Annotated in this window: 22 protein-coding genes; 10 read left to right on the top strand and 12 right to left on the bottom strand. The window is 70.2% G+C overall.

The features are described 5' to 3' along the window. Window positions 1–25: 25 nt before the first annotated feature. The 5 genes from ACEVFP_RS19525 to ACEVFP_RS19505 all read left to right on the top strand — a co-directional run bounded on the left by ACEVFP_RS19525 (window position 26) and on the right by ACEVFP_RS19505 (window position 4,933). A complete protein-coding gene (locus ACEVFP_RS19525) occupies window positions 26–352 on the top strand; it encodes a DUF3817 domain-containing protein (protein ID WP_375001192.1) in 327 nt (108 codons plus the stop codon). A gap of 13 nt (window positions 353–365) precedes the next feature. Then, window positions 366–752, top strand: a complete 387-nt coding sequence (locus ACEVFP_RS19520) for a hypothetical protein (protein WP_375001191.1) — start codon at window positions 366–368, stop codon at window positions 750–752. A 98-nt stretch (window positions 753–850) separates the two neighbouring features. After that, entirely contained in the window at window positions 851–1,459 is a 609-nt protein-coding gene (locus tag ACEVFP_RS19515; protein WP_375001190.1) for a hypothetical protein, read from the top strand. A 93-nt stretch (window positions 1,460–1,552) separates the two neighbouring features. Then, window positions 1,553–2,419: a Ku protein gene (locus ACEVFP_RS19510; protein WP_375001189.1), complete on the top strand. Its 867-nt coding sequence runs from the start codon at window positions 1,553–1,555 to the stop codon at window positions 2,417–2,419. Window positions 2,420–2,422: 3 nt separating this feature from the next. Then, window positions 2,423–4,933, top strand: coding sequence for an ATP-dependent DNA ligase (locus tag ACEVFP_RS19505; RefSeq protein ID WP_375001188.1), 2,511 nt, complete (start codon window positions 2,423–2,425; stop codon window positions 4,931–4,933). Between the two features lie 64 nt (window positions 4,934–4,997). Here ACEVFP_RS19505 and ACEVFP_RS19500 read toward each other — a convergent pair whose 3' ends face one another. The 5 genes from ACEVFP_RS19500 to ACEVFP_RS19480 form a co-directional block, all read right to left on the bottom strand. Further along, on the bottom strand, window positions 4,998–5,600 hold the full coding sequence (locus tag ACEVFP_RS19500; RefSeq protein WP_375001187.1) for a histidine phosphatase family protein: 603 nt from the start codon (window positions 5,598–5,600) through the stop codon (window positions 4,998–5,000). Further along, complete coding sequence (locus tag ACEVFP_RS19495; RefSeq protein ID WP_375001186.1) at window positions 5,597–7,072, bottom strand: FGGY-family carbohydrate kinase; 1,476 nt, start codon at window positions 7,070–7,072, stop codon at window positions 5,597–5,599. Before ACEVFP_RS19495 ends, ACEVFP_RS19500 begins: the two co-directional genes overlap by 4 nt. Continuing rightward, complete coding sequence (locus ACEVFP_RS19490; protein ID WP_375001185.1) at window positions 7,069–8,517, bottom strand: FGGY family carbohydrate kinase; 1,449 nt, start codon at window positions 8,515–8,517, stop codon at window positions 7,069–7,071. Before ACEVFP_RS19490 ends, ACEVFP_RS19495 begins: the two co-directional genes overlap by 4 nt. Continuing rightward, window positions 8,514–9,554, bottom strand: coding sequence for a 2-hydroxyacid dehydrogenase (locus ACEVFP_RS19485; protein WP_375001184.1), 1,041 nt, complete (start codon window positions 9,552–9,554; stop codon window positions 8,514–8,516). Before ACEVFP_RS19485 ends, ACEVFP_RS19490 begins: the two co-directional genes overlap by 4 nt. 77 nt (window positions 9,555–9,631) lie before the next feature. Then, window positions 9,632–10,447: a DeoR/GlpR family DNA-binding transcription regulator gene (locus tag ACEVFP_RS19480; protein ID WP_375001183.1), complete on the bottom strand. Its 816-nt coding sequence runs from the start codon at window positions 10,445–10,447 to the stop codon at window positions 9,632–9,634. A gap of 151 nt (window positions 10,448–10,598) precedes the next feature. Between ACEVFP_RS19480 and ACEVFP_RS19475 the strand changes: the two genes are divergently transcribed. From ACEVFP_RS19475 to ACEVFP_RS19465, 3 genes are read left to right on the top strand one after another with little or no spacing between them, the layout of a single operon-like run. Further along, complete coding sequence (locus ACEVFP_RS19475; protein WP_375001182.1) at window positions 10,599–11,666, top strand: sugar ABC transporter substrate-binding protein; 1,068 nt, start codon at window positions 10,599–10,601, stop codon at window positions 11,664–11,666. A 31-nt stretch (window positions 11,667–11,697) separates the two neighbouring features. After that, complete coding sequence (locus ACEVFP_RS19470; protein ID WP_375001181.1) at window positions 11,698–12,525, top strand: ATP-binding cassette domain-containing protein; 828 nt, start codon at window positions 11,698–11,700, stop codon at window positions 12,523–12,525. Further along, window positions 12,525–13,778: a sugar ABC transporter permease gene (locus tag ACEVFP_RS19465; protein ID WP_375001180.1), complete on the top strand. Its 1,254-nt coding sequence runs from the start codon at window positions 12,525–12,527 to the stop codon at window positions 13,776–13,778. Before ACEVFP_RS19470 ends, ACEVFP_RS19465 begins: the two co-directional genes overlap by 1 nt. A 19-nt stretch (window positions 13,779–13,797) precedes the next feature. Here ACEVFP_RS19465 and ligD read toward each other — a convergent pair whose 3' ends face one another. Next, complete coding sequence (ligD, locus tag ACEVFP_RS19460) at window positions 13,798–14,769, bottom strand: non-homologous end-joining DNA ligase (protein WP_375001179.1); 972 nt, start codon at window positions 14,767–14,769, stop codon at window positions 13,798–13,800. A 22-nt stretch (window positions 14,770–14,791) separates the two neighbouring features. Further along, window positions 14,792–15,163 carry a lipopolysaccharide assembly LapA domain-containing protein gene (locus ACEVFP_RS19455; protein ID WP_375001178.1) on the bottom strand — a complete coding sequence of 124 codons (372 nt, stop codon included), beginning with the start codon at window positions 15,161–15,163 and terminating at the stop codon, window positions 14,792–14,794. A gap of 183 nt (window positions 15,164–15,346) precedes the next feature. Here ACEVFP_RS19455 and ACEVFP_RS19450 point away from each other — a divergent pair, with 183 nt between their 5' ends. Further along, a complete protein-coding gene (locus ACEVFP_RS19450) occupies window positions 15,347–15,940 on the top strand; it encodes a cysteine hydrolase family protein (RefSeq protein ID WP_375001177.1) in 594 nt (197 codons plus the stop codon). Between the two features lie 10 nt (window positions 15,941–15,950). Here the strand turns inward: ACEVFP_RS19450 and ACEVFP_RS19445 are convergent, their stop codons facing one another. The 3 genes from ACEVFP_RS19445 to ACEVFP_RS19435 form a co-directional block, all read right to left on the bottom strand. Continuing rightward, entirely contained in the window at window positions 15,951–17,174 is a 1,224-nt protein-coding gene (locus ACEVFP_RS19445; RefSeq protein WP_375001176.1) for a fumarylacetoacetate hydrolase family protein, read from the bottom strand. Further along, the gene (locus ACEVFP_RS19440) at window positions 17,171–18,379 is read right to left on the bottom strand and encodes a homogentisate 1,2-dioxygenase (RefSeq protein WP_375001175.1); all 1,209 of its coding nucleotides are present in this window, start codon (window positions 18,377–18,379) and stop codon (window positions 17,171–17,173) included. The genes ACEVFP_RS19445 and ACEVFP_RS19440 overlap by 4 nt, the downstream gene beginning before the upstream one ends. Before the next feature lie 236 nt (window positions 18,380–18,615). Further along, entirely contained in the window at window positions 18,616–20,754 is a 2,139-nt protein-coding gene (locus ACEVFP_RS19435; RefSeq protein WP_375001174.1) for a DEAD/DEAH box helicase, read from the bottom strand. A gap of 405 nt (window positions 20,755–21,159) precedes the next feature. Here ACEVFP_RS19435 and ACEVFP_RS19430 point away from each other — a divergent pair, with 405 nt between their 5' ends. Then, the gene (locus ACEVFP_RS19430) at window positions 21,160–21,819 is read left to right on the top strand and encodes an HNH endonuclease family protein (RefSeq protein ID WP_375001173.1); all 660 of its coding nucleotides are present in this window, start codon (window positions 21,160–21,162) and stop codon (window positions 21,817–21,819) included. A gap of 16 nt (window positions 21,820–21,835) precedes the next feature. On the opposite strand, the gene ACEVFP_RS19425 is transcribed toward ACEVFP_RS19430, so the two are convergent. Then, on the bottom strand, window positions 21,836–22,354 hold the full coding sequence (locus ACEVFP_RS19425) for an SRPBCC family protein (RefSeq protein WP_375001172.1): 519 nt from the start codon (window positions 22,352–22,354) through the stop codon (window positions 21,836–21,838). Beyond that, window positions 22,351–22,713: an ArsR/SmtB family transcription factor gene (locus ACEVFP_RS19420; RefSeq protein ID WP_375001171.1), complete on the bottom strand. Its 363-nt coding sequence runs from the start codon at window positions 22,711–22,713 to the stop codon at window positions 22,351–22,353. The genes ACEVFP_RS19425 and ACEVFP_RS19420 overlap by 4 nt, the downstream gene beginning before the upstream one ends. Window positions 22,714–22,802: the final 89 nt, after the last annotated feature.

Raw genomic sequence — 22,802 nt, 5'->3', positions numbered from 1 at the left:
TGAGTGTCGTCGCTACGGTGAGCAGGTGAGAAACGCCTTCCGGACCGTGGCCCTCGTCGAGGCGGCCACCTGGGCCGCTCTGCTGGTGGCCATGTTCTTCAAGTGGGTCGTCCAGGACGATCCCCACAGCGGTATCGAGGGTGGTGTGCCGTGGGCCGGCATGGCGCACGGGATCGCCTTCATGGTCTATCTCGCGGTGGCGGCCGCGGCCTGGTGGCACTTCCGGTGGAGCCTCAAGGTCGGTCTGCTCGCGCTCGCCTGCGGGATCCCGCCGTTCGCGACAGTCGTCTTCGAGGTCGCGGCGGACCGTCGTGGACTGCTGGCCCGCCCGACTCCCGTGTCCACGACCTAGGATCGGCTTCTCGTTGGCCAGCCGCCTCACGTCCAGCACCGCAGCGCGCAGCGTCGTGCTGCTGCTGATCGCCGCGACCAGCACGGGCACGCTGTTCGCCTCCCGCGTCGACCACGGCGTGCTGTCGTGGGTGATCCTGCTCGGCTGCCCGGTCGTCGTCGCACTGCTGGCCGGATGGCAACGCCAGTACGAGGCGCCGGTCGGTCGCATCCTGCTCACCACGATCTCCGGCATCGCGATGGGACAGGTCCTGTCGGTGGTCCTGGGACCGCGAGTAGTGGACGTCCAGACGTTCGACTCGCTCAGCTACTTCTTCCTCACCTTCGGCATCCCGGTCATCGTGGCGCTGTGCCTCATCGCCCTCGTCTCCACCCCGTTCCCGGAGGACGAGGATGAATAGCCGCCGGTCCAACTGCTGGGACCGGGCGAGGTGCGGCCGGGGTGGATGTGGGTAGTGTCGAGATCGGACCACAACGACGCACCAGCGAGGAGCCACCCATGGGCCTGAGGAAGAAGAAGACCGTTCGCGACCAGCTCGAGGAGCGTCTGGACGACTTCCTCGAACAGGCCGAGGACCTGCGGCAGCAGGCTGCCGAGCGTGCGCCAGAGGTGCGTGAGGCCGTGGCAGCGCGCGTGGAGAACGGTGTCAAGGAGGTCAAGGACCGTTGGCCCGACGTCCGCGACGACCTGCTGGAGCGCATGCCCGAGCTCTCCGACGACACCTACGACAAGCTGCCTGACTCGGTGCAGGAGCACCTGCCCGAGGAAGTCAAGCCCAAGAAGAAGAAGCGTCTGCGCAAGGTCATCGGTCTCGGTCTGCTCGTCGGTGCTGCCGCTGCCGTCGTCGCCGCGCTGCGCGGCAAGCAGGCGCCGCCTCCACCGCCGCCGAGCTACCCGGCTCCCGCTCCGGCCCCACAGCCGCCGAAGCCGGCTGCGAGCCCGTCCCCGGCGGCCCCGAAGGCCGCTGAGAAGCCAGCCGCCCCGAAGGCGGATGAGAAGCCGGCCGCCGCGAAGACCGAGGAGCCGCCGGTCGCCGGCAAGCTGGCCGAGGACAAGCCGGCCGAGCCCAAGCACAAGCCGGACAGCGAGCCCAAGCCCAAGGCCTGAGCCACGCCCGACCGGGCCCCCGTCGCACCTGCGGCGGGGGCCCGCGTCGTCAACCCGTAGCGCGTCGTGTTCCGATGAGGAACACTGAGATGCATGCGAACGATCTGGAAGGGCTCGATCAGCTTCGGGCTGGTCAACGTGCCGGTGCGCGTCTACAGCGCCACCCAGAGCCACGACGTCTCGCTGCACCAGGTGCACGCCGAGGACGGCGGACGCATCCGCTACCAACGCAAGTGCGAGGTGTGCGGCGAGGTCGTCGCCTACGAGGACATCACCAAGGCGTACGACGACGGCGAGAACACCGTCGTGCTGACCGCGCAGGACCTGGCCTCGCTGCCCGCCGAGAGCAGCAAGGAGATCGAGGTGGTCGAGTTCGTGCCGGCCAAGCAGATCGATCCCATCCGGCTGGACAAGGCCTACTACCTGGAGCCGGAGGAGCAGGCACTCAAGCCCTACACGCTGCTGCGGCGTGCGCTGGAGGACACCGAGCGCAGCGCCGTCGTCCGGTTCGCGTTGCGCCAGAAGACGCGGTTGGCGGTGCTGCGGGTGCGGGACAAGGCGCTGCTGCTGCAGACGATGCTGTGGGACGACGAGATCCGCGAGGCGGAGTTCGACGTCCTCGAGACCGTCCCACGGATCAGCGCCAAGGAACGCGACATGGCCTCCCAGCTGGTCAGCTCGCTGGCCGCGGACTTCGACGCCGCGGAGTTCACCGACGACTACCAGGAGCAGCTGCGCACGCTCGTCGAGGCCAAGCTCGAGCAGGGCGAGACCCTCGACACCTCGAAGACCTTCGGGGAGAGCGAGGAGGGGGAGGACGCCGAGGTCGTCGACCTCATGGAGGCGTTGCAGCGCAGCGTCGAGCGCAGCAAGAAGCGACGCTCCGCCTCCAGAGCGGACGCGTCGGGGGGCGGGGGCGCCGGGCAGGGGTCGAACGGTAGAGCACGCAAGAAGGCCTGACCCATGGCCCGCTCCTCGGGCGAGACGGTCACCATCGACGGCCATCGCCTGCGTCTGACCAACCTCGACAAGGTGATGTATCCGGCGACGGGCACCACCAAGGCGGAGGTCATCTCCTACTACGTCGCCGTCGCGGAGGTGATGCTGCCGCACGTGCAGGACCGCCCGGCCACCCGCAAGCGCTGGGTGGAGGGCGTCGGCGGCGAGGTGTTCTTCGAGAAGAACCTGCCCGACTCGGCCCCGTCCTGGCTGCGACGCGCGTCGCTGCAGCACAAGACGCGCCGCACCAGCTACGTCGTCATCGACTCCGTGGCCACGCTCGCCTGGCTCGGCCAGGTGGCGGCGCTGGAGATCCACGTGCCGCAGTGGCGGGTGGGGTCGCGGGGACAGCACCTGAATCCCGATCGGTTCGTGCTCGACCTCGACCCCGGTCCCGGTGCCGGCCTCGCCGAGTGCGTCGAGGTGGCGCAGGTGGCACGTGGGCTCCTGGACGACCTCGGCCTCGAGGCCGTGCCGGTCACGAGCGGCAGCAAGGGCCTGCACCTCTACGCCGGCCTCCCCGGAGATCGTGACTCCGACTACGTCAACGCCTTCGCCAAGCAGTTCGCGCAGGCGCTGGAGGGCGAGCTGCCCGACCTCGTGGTCAGCACGCAGAGGAAGGCCGAGCGGCGAGACAAGGTGCTGGCCGACTGGAGCCAGAACAACCGCAACAAGACCACCATTGCTCCGTACTCGTTGCGCGGACGGGAGCAGCCGACGGTCGCGGTACCCCGCACGTGGGAGGAGCTGGACTCACCCGACCTGCGTCAGCTGACCCTCGCCGAGGTGCTCGAGCGCGTCGCAGACGGCCTCGACCCGATGGCGGCCCTCGGCGCGGACGCCCCCGACGTCGCGGGCCCTGCGGTGGACCGCCTCACGCTCTACCGCTCCAAGCGTGACGCGGCCAAGACTCCCGAGCCCGTGCCCGAGGAAGCGCCCCCCGGCGGGGGTGCCGGGCCGGGGGCGGCGGACGGCCCCGGCGGGGGTGCCGGGCCGGGGGCGGCGGACGGTGGAGCGGGCGGGGGTCGCTCGTTCGTCATCCAGGAGCACCATGCCAGCCGGCTGCACTGGGACTTCCGGCTCGAGCGGGAGGGGGTCCTGGTCTCCTGGGCGCTGCCCAAGGGGCCGCCGACCGACCCCGCGACCAATCACCTCGCCGTGCCCACCGAGGACCATCCCTTGTCGTACGGGACGTTCGAGGGCACCATCCCCAAGGGTGAGTACGGCGCCGGGGAGGTGACCATCTGGGACAGCGGGACCTACGAGGCCGAGAAGTGGCGCGACGACGAGGTCATCGCCACGCTGACGGGACGCGACGACGGAGGGCTGAGTCGAGGAGGCGGGGGTGGTCGCGCCAAGTTCGCGCTCATCCGCACCGGCAAGAACTGGCTCATCCACCGCATGGAGCTCCCGGGTGAGACGCTCCCCGTCGAGCCGGTCGTTGCTCGTACACCGTCCGCTGCCCGGCACCCCCGCCAGGCGCGCGAGACGGACAGGACTCTCGTCATCGACGAGTCGCCGATGCTCGCGACGGCCGGCACGGCGCTGGACCTCGACGACGGTGCTGACGGTGCGGCCGACTGGGCGTTCGAGATGAAGTGGGACGGTGTGCGGGTGCTCGCCTACTGCGACGACGAGACCGTCGCGCTGCGTGGACGCAGCGGGCGCGACACCACGGAGACGTACCCGGAGGTTGCGCAGGCACTGGCCGACCTCGCCCTGGAGGACACCGTGCTCGACGGCGAGATCGTCGCCCTGGATGCGTCGGGGGCACCGTCGTTCGGTCGGCTGCAACGACGGATCGGCCTCTCGACGCCGCGCGAGGTGGCCGCGGCACAACGCTCGACCCCCGTGCAGATGTACGCCTTCGACGTCCTGCGGATCGGCGGTCAGGGAACCAAGAACCTCACATATGAGCAGCGTCGCGACGCCCTGCGGTCGCTCGATGTCGACGATGGGGAGGTCCTTCGTGTCCCCGAGGTGTTCGTCGGCTCCTTCGACGAGGCGATGGCGTCCAGCCGGGACCTGGGACTGGAGGGCGTCGTCGCCAAGCGTCGGACGAGCCGTTATCGCGGGGGGACGCGCAGCGCCCAGTGGCGCAAGCTCAAGCACCAGCGGATGCAGGAGGTCGTCGTCGTGGGGTGGCGGCCCGGCAAGGGGGGACGTACGGGCGGGATCGGCTCGCTGCTGGTGGCCGTGCGGAGCGGGAAGGCTCTGGTCTACGCCGGACGCGTGGGGACGGGGTTCACCGACCGCGCCCTGACTGATCTGCAGACGCGGCTCTCCCGCCTCGAGCGCAAGACCGCCCCCGTCCAGACGCCGGCCGACGTCGCCCGCGAGGCGCACTGGGTGACGCCACGGTGCGTGGGCGAGGTGACCTTCGGGGAGTGGACGTCCGATGGTCACCTGCGTCACCCCGTCTGGCGGGGTCTGCGCCCGGACAAGTCGCTCGAGGACGTCGAGGAGGTGTCTTGAGCAGGCTGGCCCCGTGCTGTGACCCAGATCCTGGTGCCTGGCGCCGGGCCGGTGTCACCCGTGTTCAGAGAGTCTGGTTGAAGGCGAGAAGAGCAGCGCCGTCGTCGTGCAGCCGCACCGTGGTCGGTGCGACGTTGTGGACCGTCGGGAACACCGAGCGGTAGCGGTTCGGGTCGAGGTCGAGGGCGCGGCAGAGCACCAGACGCAGCAGCGTCGAGTGCATGACCACGAGGACGGAGCCCTCGGCATCGGCAGCGAGCTGCAGGAGCAGCGGCCAGGCGCGGTCGAGAGCGGTCAGGCCTGACTCGCCGTCGGGGAGCGGGTTCTCGGCGGGGCGGGCGAGGAACCGCTCGAGCTCGTCGGGGAAGGTCCCGGCCATCTCGGCGCGGGTCATCCCCTCGCCCCGTCCGAAGTCGACCTCGCGCAGGGCGTCGTGCTGCGTGACGTCCAGGCCGAGCGCCTCGGCGGAAGGTTGCGCCGTCAGCGCAGCGCGGCCGAGGGTCGAGGAGTGAACGCTCCGGGGACGTTCGTCCCGTGCCCACTGGGCGAGCCGCCGGGCCTGCTGGTGACCACGATCGGTCAGGGCGACGTCGGAGGACCCGGCGTACCGGTTCTCCGCGTGCCACACGGTCTCGCCGTGTCGGACCAGGTGCAGAGTCGTGCTCACGCGATCCACCCTCTCTCGCGCCACTCGGCGCGCAACGTGGCGTAGGTCGCCAGCATTCGATCGGTGCCGCCCGGATCGGGTTCGACGACGACACTGACGTCGCTCATCGAGCGGGCGAGCTCGGCGACCGGACGCCCGGACGTCCCGGCGGCGGCGAGGATCGCCATGCCCACCGCCGGCTCGGCCGATCGCGACACCACCAGGGTTCGCTCGAGCACGTCGGCGCGGAGCTGGTTCCACAGGGGGCTGCGGGTGGCCCCACCGGAGACGCTGTAGCGTCCGTCCGTCGTGGCACCGGCTTGGTGCAGGGTGTCGAGGCAGAGTCTCTCGACGCATGCCACGCCCGCGACCACCGCGAGGTAGGTGGTGACCTCATCACCCGCGTCATGGAGCCCGACGGCGTGACCGTCGCGGAGTGCGAAGCCGTGGGCGTCGGGCCGGACGAACGGGAACCGTTCTCCCGCCCCGGTCAGCGGATAGGCCGGACGGGGCAGGCGACCCGTGGCCCAGACCTCGGTGGCCCGGTCGGACAGGGCGGTCAGGTCCGACCCCGGCAGGAGAGCCGTGAGGGCCCCCGCACCCACGCTGGAGGCCCCACCAGGCAACCACCGACCCGGCTCGGGTGAACGATGTGAGTAGACGGCTCCGGAGTCGTCGTGCAGCGGTTGCTCCGTCACCCCCTTGAGGACGAGCGTCGTGCCGATGACGGCGTGCCAGTCGCCGGACCCGAGGGCCCCTGCGCCGAGCTGTGACGCGCAACCGTCGGTCATGCCCGCGATGACCGCGGTACCCGGTGGTACACCCGTCGCGGTGGCCCAGTCCCGGCCGACCCGGCCGACGACCGTTCCCGGTGCCACGACCTCGGGCAGCAGCGCAGGTGGCAGGCCGAGCGCCGCGAACGTCTGCTCCGGCCAGGACAGCTCCAGCAGGTCGTAGCCGCTCTTGAGCGCGCTGCTCCAGTCGGTGGCGGTCGCCGCCCCGGTCATGGCCGCGGTGACGACGTCGGGCTGGTGCGCGAACCGGGCGCCGGCCGGCAGACCGACGCGTGCGGCTCGGACCATCGCTGCGACAGCCCAGGACGGCTGGATGCGGTACCCGAGGCCCCGCCACCGTTCGGGGTCGGCGGCGGACACCTCCGATGCCTCGGTGGCAGCCGTCGCGTCGTCATACATCACGGCGGGACCCACGGGCGTGCCATGGCTGTCGACGACCGCGAGCGTGCCCGAGGTGCCGCACACGGCCAGTCCGGCCACGTCAGCTCGACGTCCATCGGCCAACGACTCGACGACCTCGGCCGTGGCTGCGGTCGCCTCGGTGACCCACTCGTGCGGGTCCTGCTCGTGGCGTGTGCCGTCGCGGGTGCTGGTGAGTGGCCGAGTGGCCATGGCGAGCACCGTGCCGTCGACGTCGACGGCACAGACCTTCACACTCTGCGTCCCGAGGTCGACGCCGAGGTGCACTGGCGCACTCATCGATTCCACCTCGCCCTGGCGTCCTCGAGATCCTCCAGGTAGCGAACGTGGCCCACGTCGTACGCGGCTGTCGCCTCCGGCCGAGGATGAGCCACCTCGCGGTCGGCGGCCCAGGCCTCGGCGTCGACCGGGGAGCCGAGGGCCGCCCAAGCAACCGCCGCCGCACCTCGGGCTCCCACCTGGTCCTCGCGGGGCACGTGCAGGGGCCGGCCGATGACGTCGGCGAACAGCTGGGTGAGTGCGCGTGAGCGCAGCCCGCCGCCGCACCCGGAGAGCTCGCCGTCCAGGCCGATCGTCTCGAAGCACGTGCGCGCTGCGTGCGCGACCGCCTCGCAGACCGCGCGGACGACGTCGGCCGGCTGGCTGGACAGCGACAGGCCGGTCAGCTGGCCCTGGGCGCGTGGGTCGACGAATGGCGCGCGCTCGCCGGACTCGGACAGGAACGGCAGGGCCCGCAGGCCGTCGGCACCGATCGTGGTGGGGGCCAGCACGTCGTCCAGGTCCTCGGCCCGCGCGCCCGCCAGACCGAGGGCCCAGGCGATGCCGGCAGTCCCGACCATCGAGGGCATGACTCGCAGGTAGGTCTGCGGGTCGGGAGTACACAGCCACATCCCTGCCGGGGCGCTGTCCGTCGGTACGCTCGGGTCCGCGGTCAGGACCTGGCAGCTGAGCGTCGTGCCGACGACCACCGTGCCCTGCCCCAGCTCTCGGGCGCCCGAGCCGAACCCGCAGGCCTGCAGGTCGTACGGTCCGGCGGTCACCGGGACACCTGCGGGCAGCCCCAGGACCGCAGATCCCTCGACCGACAGCGCGAACACCGTCCCCGGCTCGGCTGGGGCGGCGAGCAGGTGCTGCCACGCGGACAGTCCGCAGATCTCCAGCGCCTGCTCGACGTACTCACGGCGGCGCACGTCGAGGAAGGGCAGCGAGGCGTCGGACGCGTCGACGGAGATGACGCCGGTGAGGCGCTGGAGGACCGCGTCCACGCAGTAGCCTGCGACCGCGGCGCGATCCAGTGACTCGGGCTCGTGCTCGGCGAGGTGGGCCAGAAGGGTGGCGTGGCATCCAGGGAAGATCCCCGAGCCGGTGAGCGAGTGCACGCGCTCGACCACGCCTTCGGTGCGCCAGTGATCGAGCCGTGCGGTCGCCCGGGCGTCCATCCAGGAGATCGGGGGCCGCGTCGCGACACCGTGCTCGTCCCGTAGCCACAGTCCGTCGCCCTGCCCGGTGAGCGCGACGGCCTCAGGAGGCTCGTCCAGTCCGGCGCAGACGTCCCGGACGACGATCGCGACTGTCTCGATGACGTCATCGAGATCCTGCTCGACCACTCCGCCGGGGCGATGCCGCAGCGTCGAGTCCCGCGCCGCCGTGCGGAGGCTACGCCCGTCACGGCCGATGAGTGCGGCTTTGGTGACCGACGTCCCGACGTCGACGCCGACGATCACCGCCGGGCCTTGGCCCGTGCGCCGGGGTTGACCGTGTGGCGGCACTCGGCGTCGCCGAGGAAGCGCGCCACCTCCTCGGCGATGATCTCCGTCGCCCGCTCGGCCGTCTGTCGTGTGGCGCCGGCGAGGTGCGGCGACAGGACGACGTTCGGCGCACTCAGCAATGGCCAGTCCTCCGGCGGTGGCTCGACGTCATACACGTCGAGCGCGAGGCCGCCGAGGTGGCCCGAGGCCAGCAGGTCGGGCAGCGGCCTGTGGTCGAGCAGACCGCCGCGGGCGGTGTTGACCAGCAGAGCTCCGGGACGCATCCGGTGCAGGCGCTCGCTGTTGATGAGGTGGTGCGTCTCCGGCGTGAGCCGTGCGTGCAGGCTGACGACGCCGCTGCGGACGAGCAGCTCGTCGAGATCGACGAGCTCGACTCCCGGTTCGGGCTCGGCGTAGGGGTCGTGCGCGATGACCACGGCACCGAAGGCCTGCAGGATCCGTGCGGTGATCCGGCTGATCGAGCCGAGCCCCACGAGCCCCACCGTCTCGCCCCCGAGCTCGCGACCGGCGTTCTCCCACGTGTAGTAGTCGCCGCGCCAGGTGCCCGCACGCAGCTCGGCATCGGCCGGGGGGACGTGGCGCAACGCCGCGAGCATGAGGCCCACTGCGAACTCCGCCGCGGCCTGGGCGTTGCGGCCCGGCGCGTTGGAGACCAGCACCCCCGCCTCGGTGGCTGCGTCGATGTCGACGTTGACCGGTCCACCACGACAGACGCCGATGAATCGCAGGTCCGGGCAGGCCTCGAAGACGCGGGCGCTGAAGGGCGCCATCTGCGTCACGGCGACCTCGACACCCTGAAGGGCCGCGATGAGCTCATCGACTGCCCCGCTGGCCTCCTCGACGTTCTCCACCGGCCCGAACGGCTCGAGAGGCCACGACGAGGTCAGCTCGGTGAACTTCAGCGCTGAAGGGTCGGCCACGGCGGCACGCACGGCGTCGGCGAAGTGGGTGGGGCGGACGAACAGGTCGCCAGCCGTGAGGATCGTGGTCATGGTTCGCCTCCGCGCCGCCCGCTGACGGCATAACTAACAGTAGAGGTGATGTTTATAACATCCAAAATGAGGACTTGTCACGCGCCGTGGAGCCGGCCGGGCTCGTGCGATCCGTCAGCCACATGCACCGTGGTGTGCTCGGCGATGGCGTCGCGGACCGTCGGCTCGACGTCTGGCGTGAGGATGACGTCGGTGAAGTCGGCCAAGTGGGCGAAGTGGTGCAACGACGTGCGGCCCACCTTGGTGCCGTCGATCATCAGGACCCGTCGGTTGCCGGCGCGCAGCATGGCTCGCTTGACCTGCACGACGTCCTGCTCCTGGTGGTAGGCGCGCTCGGTGTCGATGGTCGACGTGGACTGGAAGACGACGTCCACGGAGTAGGAGTCCAGTCCGGACTCGCTGGAGGGACCGATGAAGGAGTCGTGCGTCCTGGAGTAGGCACCGCCCAGCATCAGGAAACCGACGTCCGAGGCGTCCCGGAGCGCTTCCAGTGCCTGACGATAGTTGGAGATGACAGTGAGGGGGCCCACTGGTTCGAGCAGTCTGGCGAGGGCGAGCACCGTCGTGGAGTCGTCGAGCATCACCGACATGCCGGACTCGACGAACTGCAGGGCGGCGCGAGCCAGCGACTCCTTGGCGGCTGCCTGACGCTGCATCCGAAAGTCCGAGCTCGACTCGAAGACGCTGGTCGGCAGGGCGGAGACGCCGCCGCGCACCCGGCGCAGCAGTCCGCGGCCGGCGAGGTCGTCGAGGTCGCGGTGCACGGTCATGACGCTCACGTCACTCATCTCCACCAGCTCGGAGACGGCGGCAAAGCCCTGCTCCAGCACATGGTCGACGATGCGTCGTTGGCGTTCGGCGCGGGCGGGACGGCGGTCGGACCGTGGGCTCACCTGTTCCCCTGCCTCACAGGATTTAACATCATCCTTGACAAACTTAACGTTGTCACTGTTACGATCCTCTCACGGAGCCTGTGATAGTAGTCACACGGCATGGTACATGCGTCCGGTCGGGGTGGTCGGACTGGCGAAGGAGCTCGAACCGATGACGAATCCCATGGTGAGAACGGTCGCCTCAGCAGCAGCGACCGCCCTTGCGGCCAGTGTGCTCGCCGCCTGCGGGTCAGGAGGAGGCGACGACAGCGATGCCGCGGGGACGGTCGCGTTCCTCATGCCCGACCGGGCATCCACCCGCTACGAGCAGCAGGACCGCCCGCTGTTCGAGGCCAAGGTCAAGGAGCTGTGCTCTGAGTGCGAGGTGCTCTACCAGAACGGTGACGGCGACCCGCAGAAGCAACAGCAGCAGGCCGACTCCGCCATCGCCCAAGGCGTCGACGTCCTCGTCCTCGACGCCGTCGACACCAAGGCTGCGGCGTCCATCGTCACCAACGCGCAGTCCCAGGACATCCCGGTCGTCACCTACGACCGTCCGATCACCACCACTCCCGCAGATCACTACGTGTCGTTCGACAACGAGGGCCTCGGCGAGATGATCGGTGCCTCCCTAGTGGAGCATCTGGACGAGGAGGGGGCTGAGGGCGGCATCCTGATGGTGTACGGATCACCGACCGACGACGCTGCCCAGCTGATCAAGCGTGGCATGAACACCGGGGTCGAGGGCAGCGACTACGAGGTGCTCGCCGAGTTCGACACCCCCGAGTGGAACCCGCAGCGCGCCCAGGACTGGGTCGCTGGGCAGATCACCAAGTTCCGCGACGACATCGTCGGTGTGGTCGCTGCCAACGACGGCACCGGAGGTGGGGCCATCGCCGCGCTCAAGGCAGCCGGGCTCGACCCGTTCCCGCCGGTCACCGGCAACGACGCAGAGATCGCGGCCATCCAGCGGATCATCGCCGGTGAGCAGTACAACACCATCTCCAAGCCGATCAGCATCGTCGCCGAAGCTGCGGCCGAGGCCTCGGTGACCTTCCTCGAGGGCGACGAGCCGGAGGGGGAGACCGAGCTGTTCGACACGCCCGCGCAGCTTTTCACCCCCGAGGTGGTCACCCGGGAGAACGTCAAGGAGATCATCTTCGACGGCGGTATCTACGAGTCGTCGGAGGTCTGCACCGGTGCCTACGAGGCGGACTGCGACGAGCTCGGCATCAGCTGAGACCGACGGCACTCATCCGAGCGGAGGTCACATGGACCAGACCCTGAGCGAGCCCGCCGCCGCAGGCGGTGCGGACGAGCGGCGCACCATCTTGCGGCTGCGTGGCGTGAGCAAGAACTTCGGCGCCGTCGCCGCTTTGACCGATGTCGACCTCGACGTCCGCGCCGGTGAAGTGGTGGCCGTCGTGGGAGACAACGGTGCCGGCAAGTCGACCCTCGTCAAGGTGCTTTCCGGTGTGCACGCCGCCTCCTCCGGGACGATCGAGTTCGACGGGCGGGAGGTTCAGGTGCCGACGCCACAGTCCGCCCTCGACCTCGGCATCGCCACCGTGTTCCAGGACCTGGCGCTGTGCGACAACCTCGACGTCGTCGCCAACTTGTTCCTCAACACCGAGCTCGCGCCCCTGCGCATGGACGAGGTGGCCATGGAGGTGCGCTCCTGGGAGCTGCTGAAGCGGCTTGCCGCCAAGATCCCCTCGGTGCGCATCCCGATCGCATCGCTCTCGGGCGGCCAACGCCAGAGTGTGGCGATCGCGCGCTCCCTGCTGCGCGATCCGCAGCTGATCATCCTCGACGAGCCGACCGCTGCTCTCGGCGTCGCACAGACCGCCGAGGTCCTCAACCTCGTCGAGCGACTGCGCGAGGACGGTCTGGCGGTGATCATGATCAGCCACAACATGGACGACGTCCGGGCGGTCGCCGACCGGGTCGCCGTGTTGCGGCTCGGCCGCAACAACGGTGACTTCTCCGCCCGTGACGTCACCTCCGAGGAGGTGGTCGCCGCCATCACCGGTGCCACCGACAACGCGGTGAGCCGACGCGCCTCGAGGAACCTCCCGCCCGCCAGTGAGGAGCACTGATGACCCCGTCCGACGCCACACCGCCGTCCGTCGCCGCGGACCTGCAGGACGAGCGACTGCGCTCCCGCGAGGATGTCGGCAGCATGCTCAAGGTGATCGGCGAGCGGGTCCGCGGCGGTGACCTCGGGGTCCTGCCCGTCGTGGTCGGCCTCATCGTCATCTGGACCGTCTTCCAGAGCCTGAACTCCTCGTTTCTCTCCAGTGCGAACCTGGGCAACCTCCTGATGGAGTCGGCCGCCGTCGGTGTCATCGCGCTGGGGGTGGTCTGCGTCCTGCTCGTCGGGGAGATCGACCTCTCGGTGGGCTCGGTGAGCGGTCTGTCGGCGTCGGTCCTCGCGGTGACGTTCGTCAACCAGGGCTGGCCCCTGGCCCTCGGCATCCTCGCCTCTATCGGCACCGGGGTGGTCATCGGCGTCGTCTACGCACAGATCTACACGCGGTTCGGCGTCCCGTCGTTCGTCATCTCGCTGGCCGGTCTGCTCGGGTTCCTCGGACTGCAGCTCAACACCCTGGGTCGCGACGGCACCATCAATCTCCCGTTCGACTCGGCGATCGTCCAGTTCGGCCAGGTGTGGTTCGTCCCGGCAGCGCTGTCGTACGTGCTCGTCGCCCTCGCGGTCGCCGGCTACTTCCTCGCCCGCTGGGGCCGGGCCCGTCAGCGGCAGGCGGCCGGTCTCTCGTTCCTCCCGCTCCGCCTGCTCGTGTTCCAGGCCGTCGGGCTCGCCGGGCTGCTGGGGGTCGTCGTCTGGTACCTCAACCTGGCCCGCGGGGTGGGCTGGATGTTCGTGCTGTTCGTCGGGCTCGTGCTCGTCATGCACTATGCGCTCACTCGCACGCGCTGGGGGCGGTCGGTGTTCGCCGTCGGCGGCGGTCGCGAGGCCGCGCGACGCGCCGGCGTCAACGTCACGCGCGTCTACCTCTCGGTGTTCATGCTGTGCTCGGCCTTCGCCGCCCTCGGCGGAGTGCTCGCAGCGGGCCGGCTCGCCGCAGCGGCGCAGAGCAGCGGTGCCGCCGACGTCAACCTGAACGCCATCGCGGCGGCGGTCATCGGCGGCACCAGCTTGTTCGGTGGCCGCGGGTCTGCCTTCGCGGCTCTGCTCGGGATCCTGGTCATCGCTTCGATCTCCAGCGGCCTGACCTTGGTGAACCTGGACTCGTCGTGGCGGTTCATGGTCACCGGAGCGGTACTGCTGATCGCCGTGGTGCTGGACTCCGTGGCCAGACGTTCCCGTGTCAGTGCCGGTAGAGCCTAGGTACACCTGGCGCCGGGACTCATTCGTGAAGAGGCTGGTCAGCTGTCGCCGCCACGTCGCGGTCTGCCCACTCCAGCAGAGGTGAGAGGTCGAAGACGGCGCCGTCGATGTCGGCGTGCAGGTCACCCAGCTCCTCCAGGCGTGCGGGGACGGTGGCGAGCGTGAGGTCGTGCGGGTCGACGTCGGGCACCTCGTCCCAGCGGATCGGCGTGGACACCCGTCCGTCCGGGACGCCGCGCACCGAGTAGGCGGCGGCGATGGTGTGGTCGCGCGCATTCTGGTTGTAGTCGACGAACAGCTGGGCCGGGTCACGGTCCTTGCGCCACCATGCCGTGGTCACGTCCTGCGGTGCGCGCCGCTCCACCTCCCGGGCGAAGGCCAGTGCCGCTCGTCGTACGTCGGCGAAGCCGTGGTCGGGCCGGATGCGGACGTAGACGTGCAGCCCGCGACCGCCGGACGTCTTGGGGAAGCCACGCGCGCCGAGGTCGTCGAGCACCTCGTGGACGACGCCGGCCACCCGCCGCACAGTCGCCAGGTCGCACTCCGGCCCAGGATCGAGGTCGATGCGCCACTCGTCGGGCAGCTCGACGTGGTCGCGCCGGCTGTTCCACGGGTGCAGCTCCACCGTGGACATCTGGACCGCCCAGATGACGTGAGCCACCTCGGTGACACACAGCTCGTCGGCCGTGCGGTCGTACCGGGGGAAGTGCACTCGGACGGTCTCCACCCACTCCGGTGCGCCAGACGGCACCCGCTTCTGGTGAACCTTGTCGCCGGCCAGCCCCCGAGGGAACCGGTGCAGCATGCACGGGCGCTCGTACAGGGCGTTGACGATCGCCGGGCCCACGGCGAGGTAGTACTCGACGAGGTCGAGCTTGGTCCAGCCGCGGTCGGGGAAGTAGACCCGATCGGGGTTGGTCACGCGGACGAGCCGCGGCTCCCCGACGCCCCAGGTCGGGTCGTCGACCTCGATCTCCACGGGCGACGTCATGGAACCTGGGACGCCATGGCTCTCAGCCGTCGTGGCCGCGTTTGTGGTTCTTGGTGAGGGAGCGGCGCAGCTGCATGATGCGGACCGAACCGGGCACGGCGATGATGAGCATGCCCGCCACCACGGCCAGGAGCACCCCGACGCCGAGCGGCAGGGACCACTCGAACCCGAGGAACTTGATGGCCGTGCTCTCGGAGTTCTGGATGATGAACACCAGGACGAGGATCGACAGCACGGCGGCCACGATCAGTCCGATGTACAGCGCACCACTGCGACTGCTCTTGAGGTGGCCCTCGTCGTCGAACCCGGAGGCGCGGCGGGTGGGCGCAGGCTCGGTGGAGGTGTCGTCGGACGTGGAGCCGCTGCCGGGAGCGGTGGGATCGTTGCTGCTCACGACCCCATCATGCACCTGTCCCCCGCCCGCGCACGTCGAGTCGGCGTGCGCGAGCTGCTGTCGGGCAGGACCCTTGCGGCCTCGTACCTGCGCGGGCACGGTGGACCATGGCCACCTCGGGAAGGACGGCAGGCACATGATCGCAGTGACCAATCCGGCGAGTCTCGGACGGCGTGAGTCCTCATGAGGACCGGACTCATCGTGGTCGACATGCAGAACGCCTTCATCGACGGGGCGACCAGTGTGGTGGGGGCGTCGGCGGTCGTCGAGGCGGTCAATCGCTGGGTCAGCCATGCGTCCGACCAGGAGTGGCCGATCTTCTACACCCGTGACGTCGACCCGACCGGGCAGGACCCGACCGGTGACGGCAGCCAGGAGGCGATCCACCGCGACGTCGTGGTGCGCGGAACGGTCGTCGACAAGGGTCCCGGTTCCCGAGCCGGGTTCTCCGGATTCGTCCTGGCCTCGACCGCGTTGCCCGACGGGGTTCCTGGCGGGGGTGGCCTGAGCGGGCTGGCCGGGCTGATCCTGGCCGCCGGGCTGGACGAGGTCGTGGTGGTCGGTCTGGCGGCGGACGTCTGCGTCGCCGCCACGGCCGTGGACGCGGTCCGCCTGGGTCTGGCCGTGCTGCTGGATCTCGACGCCTCGGCGTTCGTGCACGCGCATCCGGGCGGTGACGAGGCGGCGGTGGCGGACCTGCGTGCGGCGGGAGTGCTGGTGACGAGGCTCGGCGATGGCGAGCTGCCCGACCACGTCCGGGCGGTGGGGCAGCGCTGATGCCCCCGGATCACTCCGGAGCCCGCGCCGGGAGCACCGTTGCCGACACCTCCCCGAGCCCGACGGTCGATCCGCGCGGCCCCGGCGCTGTCGCCGTGATGGTCACGACGTCGCCGTCGGCGAGGTAGCCGCGGGTCGTGCCGTCGGACAGCGAGATCGGTGCCGTGCCGTCCCACGTGAGCTCCAGCAGGCAACCGCGCTCGTCGTCGGCCGGTCCGCTCACCGTCCCTGAGGCGAACACGTCGCCGGGGCGGATCGTCGCACCGTTGCTGGTGAGGTGCACAAGCTGCTGGGCGGCCGTCCAGTACGTCGACGCGAACGGTGGGCGGGCGATGACCTCACCGTTGATCCGGACCTCGAGCCGCAGGTCCAGCCCCCAGGGCTCGGCGCCGCTGCCGGTGTCGTCGAGGTGGTCCACCAGTGCTGTCTCGCGGGGCGGCGGTGGGACCCGCGCCGTCTCGAGCGCCTCGAGCGGGAGTACCCAGGCCGAGATCGACGTGGCGAAGGACTTGCCGAGGAACGGGCCCAGCGGGACGTACTCCCAGGACTGCACGTCGCGGGCCGACCAGTCGTTGAGCAGGCAGACGCCGAAGACGTGCGACCGCGCGGAGTCGAGGTCCACCGATGTGCCCGGCGTCGTGGAGCCGCCGAGCACGAACGCCACCTCCGCCTCCAGGTCGAGCTTGCGCGTGGGCCCGACGACCACCTCGGCATCCGCCGTGAGCCGCTGACCTCGTGGCCGCACGACGTCGGTGCCGGAGACCACGACCGTTCCAGCGCGGCCGTGGTAGCCGATCGGCAGGTGTCGCCACGGGCGCGGAAGGCGCGGCGCGTCCGGCCTGAAGATCTCCCCGACCCGGGACGCGTGGTGCTCGCTGGAGTAGAAGTCGACGTAGTCGGCCACGGTGAACGGCAGACGCAGGCTGACCTCCTCCAGTGGCACGAGGTGTGGGACCACCTCGACCCGACGGGTGGGATCGGTGACCTGGTCGTGCACGAAGGAGCGCACGGCACGCCAGGTCGTGGCGTCAGCGTCGAGCAGGTCGTCGAGCGTCCCCCGCTCGAAGAGGTGGCCCAGGCCGGCATGAGTCTCCGTGAGCCCGCTCAGGTCGAGGACCTGCGAACCGATGCGGACCCCGACGCGCGGCCCTGCGCGCCCGTGGACGAACGAGCCGTAGGGCAGCGCCTGCGGACCGAACGGGTCGTCGTCGGCGACGTCGAGCCAGGTTCTCATCCGCCGGGCCCGCGTCCGGACCACGACCACGCATAGCGGCCGTCGTCACTGGCCAGCGCGCCCTCACCGAGCTCGAGCGGTCGGAAGGTGTCGACCATGACGGCGAGCTCGTCGAACGACTCCGCGCCGAGGCTCCGCTCGATCGCCTCCGGCTGCGGTCCGTGGGAGTGCCCGCCGGGATGCATCGTGACGGACCCTTGGCCGATGCCCGAGCCCTTGCGGGCCTCGTAGTCGCCTCCGACATAGAACATGATCTCGTCGGAGTCGACGTTGGAGTGGTAGTACGGCACCGGGATCGCCAAGGGGTGGTAGTCGACCTTGCGGGGCACGAAGTTGCACACCACGAAGTTGTGCCCCTCGAAGACCTGGTGGACCGGCGGTGGCTGGTGCACGCGCCCGGTGATCGGCTCGAAGTCGTCGATGTTGAAGGCGTACGGGTACAGGCAGCCGTCCCACCCCACGACGTCGAAGGGATGCTCCGGGACGACGTGCACGGTACCGCTCAGGCCGCCCGGCCCGTCGCCGCGGTGCTTGACGTAGACCTCGACGTCCGTCTCCTGCACGACTCGCGGTGGCGTGGGGCCGCGCAGGTCCCGTTCACAGTAGGGCGCATGCTCCAGGAGCTGGCCGTAGCGGGAGAGGTACCGCTTGGGCGGGGCGATGTGGCTGCTGGCCTCGATGACGTAGAGCCGCAGGGGTGCCTCGTCGCCGGCAGGCACCCAGCGGTGGGTGGTCGAACGCGGCACGATGACGTAGTCGCCCTGGCTGACGGGAAGGTCGCCGAAGACGGTCTCGACCACACCGTCGCCGGACTCGACGTAGACGCACTCGTCTCCGGTGGCGTTGCGGTACAGCGGCGACGTGGCTCCGGCGACGACGTAGGAGAGTCGGACGTCGGCGTTGCCGAGCACGAGCCGACGGCCGCGGACGGCGTCGGTCTCGCGCCAGGTGTGCGCCTCGAAGAGCCGGTGCAGCTCGAGGTGGCGTGGGACCAGGGGCGCGTTGGGGCGGGTGCTGAGGTCGGGCAGGTCCCACGGCCTGGCGTCGACGAGGGCCGACGGGACGCCGACGTGGTAGAGCAGCGAGGAGTCGGAGCTGAACCCCTCCTCGCCCATGAGTTCTTCCCGGTAGAGCCGGCCGGTCTCGTCGCGGTGCTGGGTGTGCCGCTTCGGTGGGACCGATCCCAGGGTCCGGTAATGGGCCATGCGGATCCTCCTGAGGTCGTCAGTTGGTCCCGTCCATCATCGCGCCAGGACGTGACCCACGCCACGCCGGGGCCCGCGAGCGACGACGCGTCCGGTCGTGATGCAGGTCATAGAAGAAGTTGATCGTTCCATGACCGGATCCCTCGGGTCGGGGGTAGACTCGGTGCAACCCCGCATGGTTCACCCCCCGAGATCATGCGGGGTTCCTTATTGTCCTGGGACTCCCGCCCTCGGTCTCACACGTAGGGTTGCAGTGCCTGGGTGAGCAGCCGCGCGAGGGCCTCGGTCTGGACGTCGTCGTCGGCGGTCACGTCCTCGTCGGAGCCGTCGAGCGCCCGGGCGGCGAGCCCGGCCTTGCTGTCGATGAGCTCGACGATGGTGGAGTCGATGGTCTGCGCGGCGATGATGCGCCACGCGGTGACCGGCTCCTCCTGGCCGATGCGGTGCACCCGGTCGATCGCCTGCATCTGCTCGGCATTGGTCCACGACAGCTCTGCGAGCACGACGTTGGAGGCCACCTGCAGGTTCAGGCCGACACCGGCTGCGGTGAGCGAGCAGACGACGACGCCGACGTCGGGGTCGTTCACGAAGGAGTCGATCGCCTTCTTGCGGGCTGCCGGGGTCTGGTCGCCACGGATCGACGTCGAGCGGATGCCACGACGCGCGAACGTCTGCTCGGCAGCATCCATGACGTCGACGTGCTTGGCGAAGAAGACCACCTTGCCGACGCTGCGCGCCAGCTGTGCGGTGTAGTCGGCCGCCAGGCCAGCCTTGGCCTGGCCGATCCGACGCACCATGGTGAACACGTTCTCGCCGGTCTTCTCGGCGGTCTCGTCGCGTTCCCAGGCCGCGACCTTGCGCACGAGGTCGTGGTCGATGCCCTCCACGACGTGCCCGGCCTCGCGGCGTGCCTCCAGCGCACGCTGGTACCGCGCGAGCAGCCGGTTGGCGAGATCGCGCTCGGACTCGCGGATCGAGCGGCCCTCGTCGTCGTCCAGCTCGACCGGGAGGTCGGCGATGCGGCGGGCCGGGATGTCCGAGGCGACGTCCACCTTGCGGCGGCGCACGATGCCCAGATCGATGACGCTCTGCCGTGCAGCCGGGTAGAAGCCGGCGTCCAGCGGGGTCTGGCCGTTCTCCTCCAGCGCGGCCATGAGCTGCTGCCCCGGCTTCTTGGCGTCGATCCAGCCGAGGAAGCGCCAGATGGCCCGGAAGTCCTCGATGTCGTTGATCAGGGGCGTGCCGGTGAGTGCCATCAGCAGCGGACGAGGATGGCGGGTGCGGATCTGCTCCGACAGCGCGAGGACGTGGCCTGAGCGTTGGGAGGCGGTGTTCTTGATGAAGTGCGCCTCGTCGAGCACCATCGACTTGAACCCGAACTGCCCCAGCCAGCCGACGTGGCGGTCGAGCACCTCGTAGTTGACGATGACGACGTCGGCGAAGCCGTCGATGTTGTGACCGTCGCCGTGGATGACGGTGGACGGCCGGTGCGGGGTCCAGAGCTCGGTCTCGCGGGCCCAGTTGGTCTTGACCACGTTGGGCACGACGACCAGCAGCGGGAAGGCGTCCGCAGCCTCGGCCGCGAGCAGTGCCTGGGCCGTCTTGCCCAGTCCGGGCTCGTCGGCCAGCAGGAAGGTGCGGTGCCCCTCGGCGGCAGCCTGCACCACCTGGGCCTGGTGCTTCATGAGCTCCGGGCCCTTGCCGAACTGCAGCGTGTGCGGCTCGGGAAGCTCCATGCTGGCGGTGGCGCCGTCGGCCGCGCGCTCGAACGACGACAGCAGAGGGCCGATGAGCTCCCACGTGGAGAGTCGGTTGGTCTGCGGCCGGGGGACGTCGGCGACGGCGGAGAAGTCCGGGGCGAGGAAGGGGTTGGCGAGCTGGCGGGAGACCACGGCCTGGGGGAGCACGCGCCGATCCACGGGGGCGGCAGGTGCCTGCTCGGCATCGTCCGTCTCGCTCTCGGCCTCGGGGGCCACGCCACCGGCGGTGAGCATCTCGCGCTTGAGGATGTTGGTCTCGTCGCTGACGACCGCGTCGGGCTCCAGCAGGGTGAACAGGGTGGAGTCGCGGGCCGCGGACTGCGCGAGGATCGTGGCGATGCCGTCGAGGCGCTTGAGCTGCTCGGCACGCTGGTTGTCGTTCAGCTCGGGGTCGGTCTTGACCCGGGCGCGCTCCTCGCGGACGAGTAGGCCGATCGCCTGGAACCGGGAGCGCATGGACATCGGGACCGGTCCACGGCGGCGCACGGCGTTCTCGACCTCGCGCACTGCGCGAGCGAGCACGGGCAGCAGGCCCTCGTCGTCGGTGTGCTTGGGGCGACGACCCCGCGACGACGTGCGGGTTCCGCCGGACTGACGCTGGCCTCGGTTGGCCACAGGTTCCTCCTTCAGGTGCACACATGCCCTGGACGGTGGTCGACGGGCCTGGTGCCCGGTCCACATCGGCGACGAACGCTGGGACGTTTGCCGATGCGAACCACGTGATGGCCCGAAGCCGGGTGTCTGCCCCGAGTCGCATCTGCGCGACCGTCATGTGTGCCGGCTGACGAGCCCGGATCCCGACGAGTCACCCGGCGAGAGGTCCGGCGCTGCCAGCGCATGCCCAGTGTAACGCTCGCCCTGTGCCGACGCGAGGGCGCGTCCGCAGGTGCCCCACCAGCGGCCGAGGTGCCGCGTGGCCCGGCGGTGACGTTCCGGTGAACCTCGCCTCTGAGGGGTTCTGCTCCCCGCCGACCTCTGCCTACGGTCCCCGAAGACACCACGTCAACTCTCGGGGGAACCATGGAACGACGCACCTGTCTGTCCGTGCTCAGCGCCGTCGTCGTCACGGTGCTGGCCACCGCGCTGCTGGCGCCGCCGGCATCGGCAGGCACCGTGTCCGCGCGGACGTTGCTGGAGGAGCTGACCGTCCGCGCGGAGTCGAGCGGGTCCAGCTATGACCGTGCCGCCTTCCGCCACTGGATCGATGCCGATGGTGACGGCTGCGACACCCGCGCCGAGGTGCTCAAGGAGGAGTCGTCGGTCGCCACCGAGCACACGGGCACGTGCACCATCACCACGGGCGCATGGCACTCCTACTACGACGACACGTCGTTCACGGCGGCCGGTGACCTCGACATCGACCACATGGTGCCGCTCAAGGAGGCCTGGATCTCCGGGGCGTCGTCGTGGTCGGCCGCGCAGCGCGAGAGCTTCGCCAACGACCTCGGCTACGACTTCACCCTCGTCGCGGTGTCCGCCTCGTCCAACCGGTCCAAGGGCGATCGTGACCCCGACGCCTGGCTGCCGCCGTCCGCGGCCGCCGAGTGCGACTACGTCAAGCAGTGGATCGCGGTGAAGTGGCGGTGGAGCCTGACGCTGGACTCCGCGGAGAAGGTGGCAGTCGAGGCGTCCCTGGACGGATGCTCGTCGCTGTCGGTCGAGGCGCCCAGCAAGGGATGAGGCGTCTGCTCGCCGGTCAGCTCGTCCCGGTGACGGCCCTGGTGATCGCGAGGTAGTGCTCGCGCTGGGCCGGGTAGTAGTCGTCGAAGTCGATGGCGTCGGGATCGGCACCGGTCTCCGCAGCGACCAGGCGGTCCAGGTAGTACTCCCAGCCCGGCCCCGTGTTCTCGATCATCGCGGGGTCGTCGATGACCTGTCCGAGGACGAGCGTGGTCACTCCGTCCGTCTCGGAGAGGTCCACGGTGAGCAGCCAGGAGCCGAAGTCATCGACCGAGTACACGACGAGACGGTGGGGCGGGACGCACTCGCGGACGTCGTAGCGTGCCGGGGGCATCGGCTCCTCCTCGGCGTTCATCTCGAAGGTGACGAAGCCGTCGGCGGGGTTGCCGGTCCAGGTGCCGATCCACCGCGCGAGACGGTCCGACTCGGTGACGGCCGCCCAGACATCGTCGATGGGGGCGCGGAAGGTGCGGGTGAAGGCGACGACGTCGCCGGTGTCCCGGCGCTCGTGGCGTCCGGTGGGTGTCGTGCTCATGCAGTGTCCTCTCGGGGTAGTGCTGCGGGGTCGGCGCGGCGGCGGTCACGGGATGTGCGTCGCACCTCGGTCTCGAGGGCGTCGAGGGCCGACTCGGGCACCGGTGGTGTCGGCGACAGTCGGGCGAGCAGGGCGGCCACCTCCTGGAGCGGCTCTGGCTCCAACCGGTAGTGGCGTTCCCGGCCGGAGTCCTCGGCCGCGACCAGGCCCGCCTGCGTGAGGATCTTCAGGTGCCGGCTCACGGCAGGGCGGGAGATCGGGTGGTCATCGGCGAGGTCGACGACGCGGGCGGACCCGCGTGCGAGGCGCTCCAGCAGGGCACGGCGCACCGGGTCTGCGAGAGCGGCGAACGGATCCACCTCAGAAACGTAACGAAACAGTTACCAATCTGTCAAGGCCGCGATGACGCATGATGAGACCCACATCTCACAGGGTGGCGAGGTGGTCG

Source organism: Aeromicrobium sp. CTD01-1L150 (assembly GCF_041951745.1).
GTDB lineage: Bacteria > Actinomycetota > Actinomycetes > Propionibacteriales > Nocardioidaceae > Aeromicrobium.
Note: the sequence above shows the minus strand (reverse complement) of the source record. Positions and strands in the feature narration are given on the sequence as shown.

Bases quoted from the DNA above. Each gene is read 5' to 3' on its own strand.
- ACEVFP_RS19515 (WP_375001190.1), top strand. From the start codon at position 851: ATGGGCCTGAGGAAGAAGAAGACCGTTCGCGACCAGCTCGAGGAGCGT.
- ACEVFP_RS19510 (WP_375001189.1), top strand. From the start codon at position 1,553: ATGCGAACGATCTGGAAGGGCTCGATCAGCTTCGGGCTGGTCAACGTG.
- ACEVFP_RS19505 (WP_375001188.1), top strand. From the start codon at position 2,423: ATGGCCCGCTCCTCGGGCGAGACGGTCACCATCGACGGCCATCGCCTG.
- ACEVFP_RS19495 (WP_375001186.1), bottom strand. From the start codon at position 7,072: ATGAGTGCGCCAGTGCACCTCGGCGTCGACCTCGGGACGCAGAGTGTG.
- ACEVFP_RS19485 (WP_375001184.1), bottom strand. From the start codon at position 9,554: ATGACCACGATCCTCACGGCTGGCGACCTGTTCGTCCGCCCCACCCAC.
- ACEVFP_RS19475 (WP_375001182.1), top strand. From the start codon at position 10,599: ATGACGAATCCCATGGTGAGAACGGTCGCCTCAGCAGCAGCGACCGCC.
- ACEVFP_RS19470 (WP_375001181.1), top strand. From the start codon at position 11,698: ATGGACCAGACCCTGAGCGAGCCCGCCGCCGCAGGCGGTGCGGACGAG.
- ACEVFP_RS19465 (WP_375001180.1), top strand. From the start codon at position 12,525: ATGACCCCGTCCGACGCCACACCGCCGTCCGTCGCCGCGGACCTGCAG.
- ligD (WP_375001179.1), bottom strand. From the start codon at position 14,769: ATGACGTCGCCCGTGGAGATCGAGGTCGACGACCCGACCTGGGGCGTC.
- ACEVFP_RS19450 (WP_375001177.1), top strand. From the start codon at position 15,347: ATGAGGACCGGACTCATCGTGGTCGACATGCAGAACGCCTTCATCGAC.
- ACEVFP_RS19445 (WP_375001176.1), bottom strand. From the start codon at position 17,174: ATGAGAACCTGGCTCGACGTCGCCGACGACGACCCGTTCGGTCCGCAG.
- ACEVFP_RS19440 (WP_375001175.1), bottom strand. From the start codon at position 18,379: ATGGCCCATTACCGGACCCTGGGATCGGTCCCACCGAAGCGGCACACC.
- ACEVFP_RS19430 (WP_375001173.1), top strand. From the start codon at position 21,160: ATGGAACGACGCACCTGTCTGTCCGTGCTCAGCGCCGTCGTCGTCACG.
- ACEVFP_RS19425 (WP_375001172.1), bottom strand. From the start codon at position 22,354: ATGAGCACGACACCCACCGGACGCCACGAGCGCCGGGACACCGGCGAC.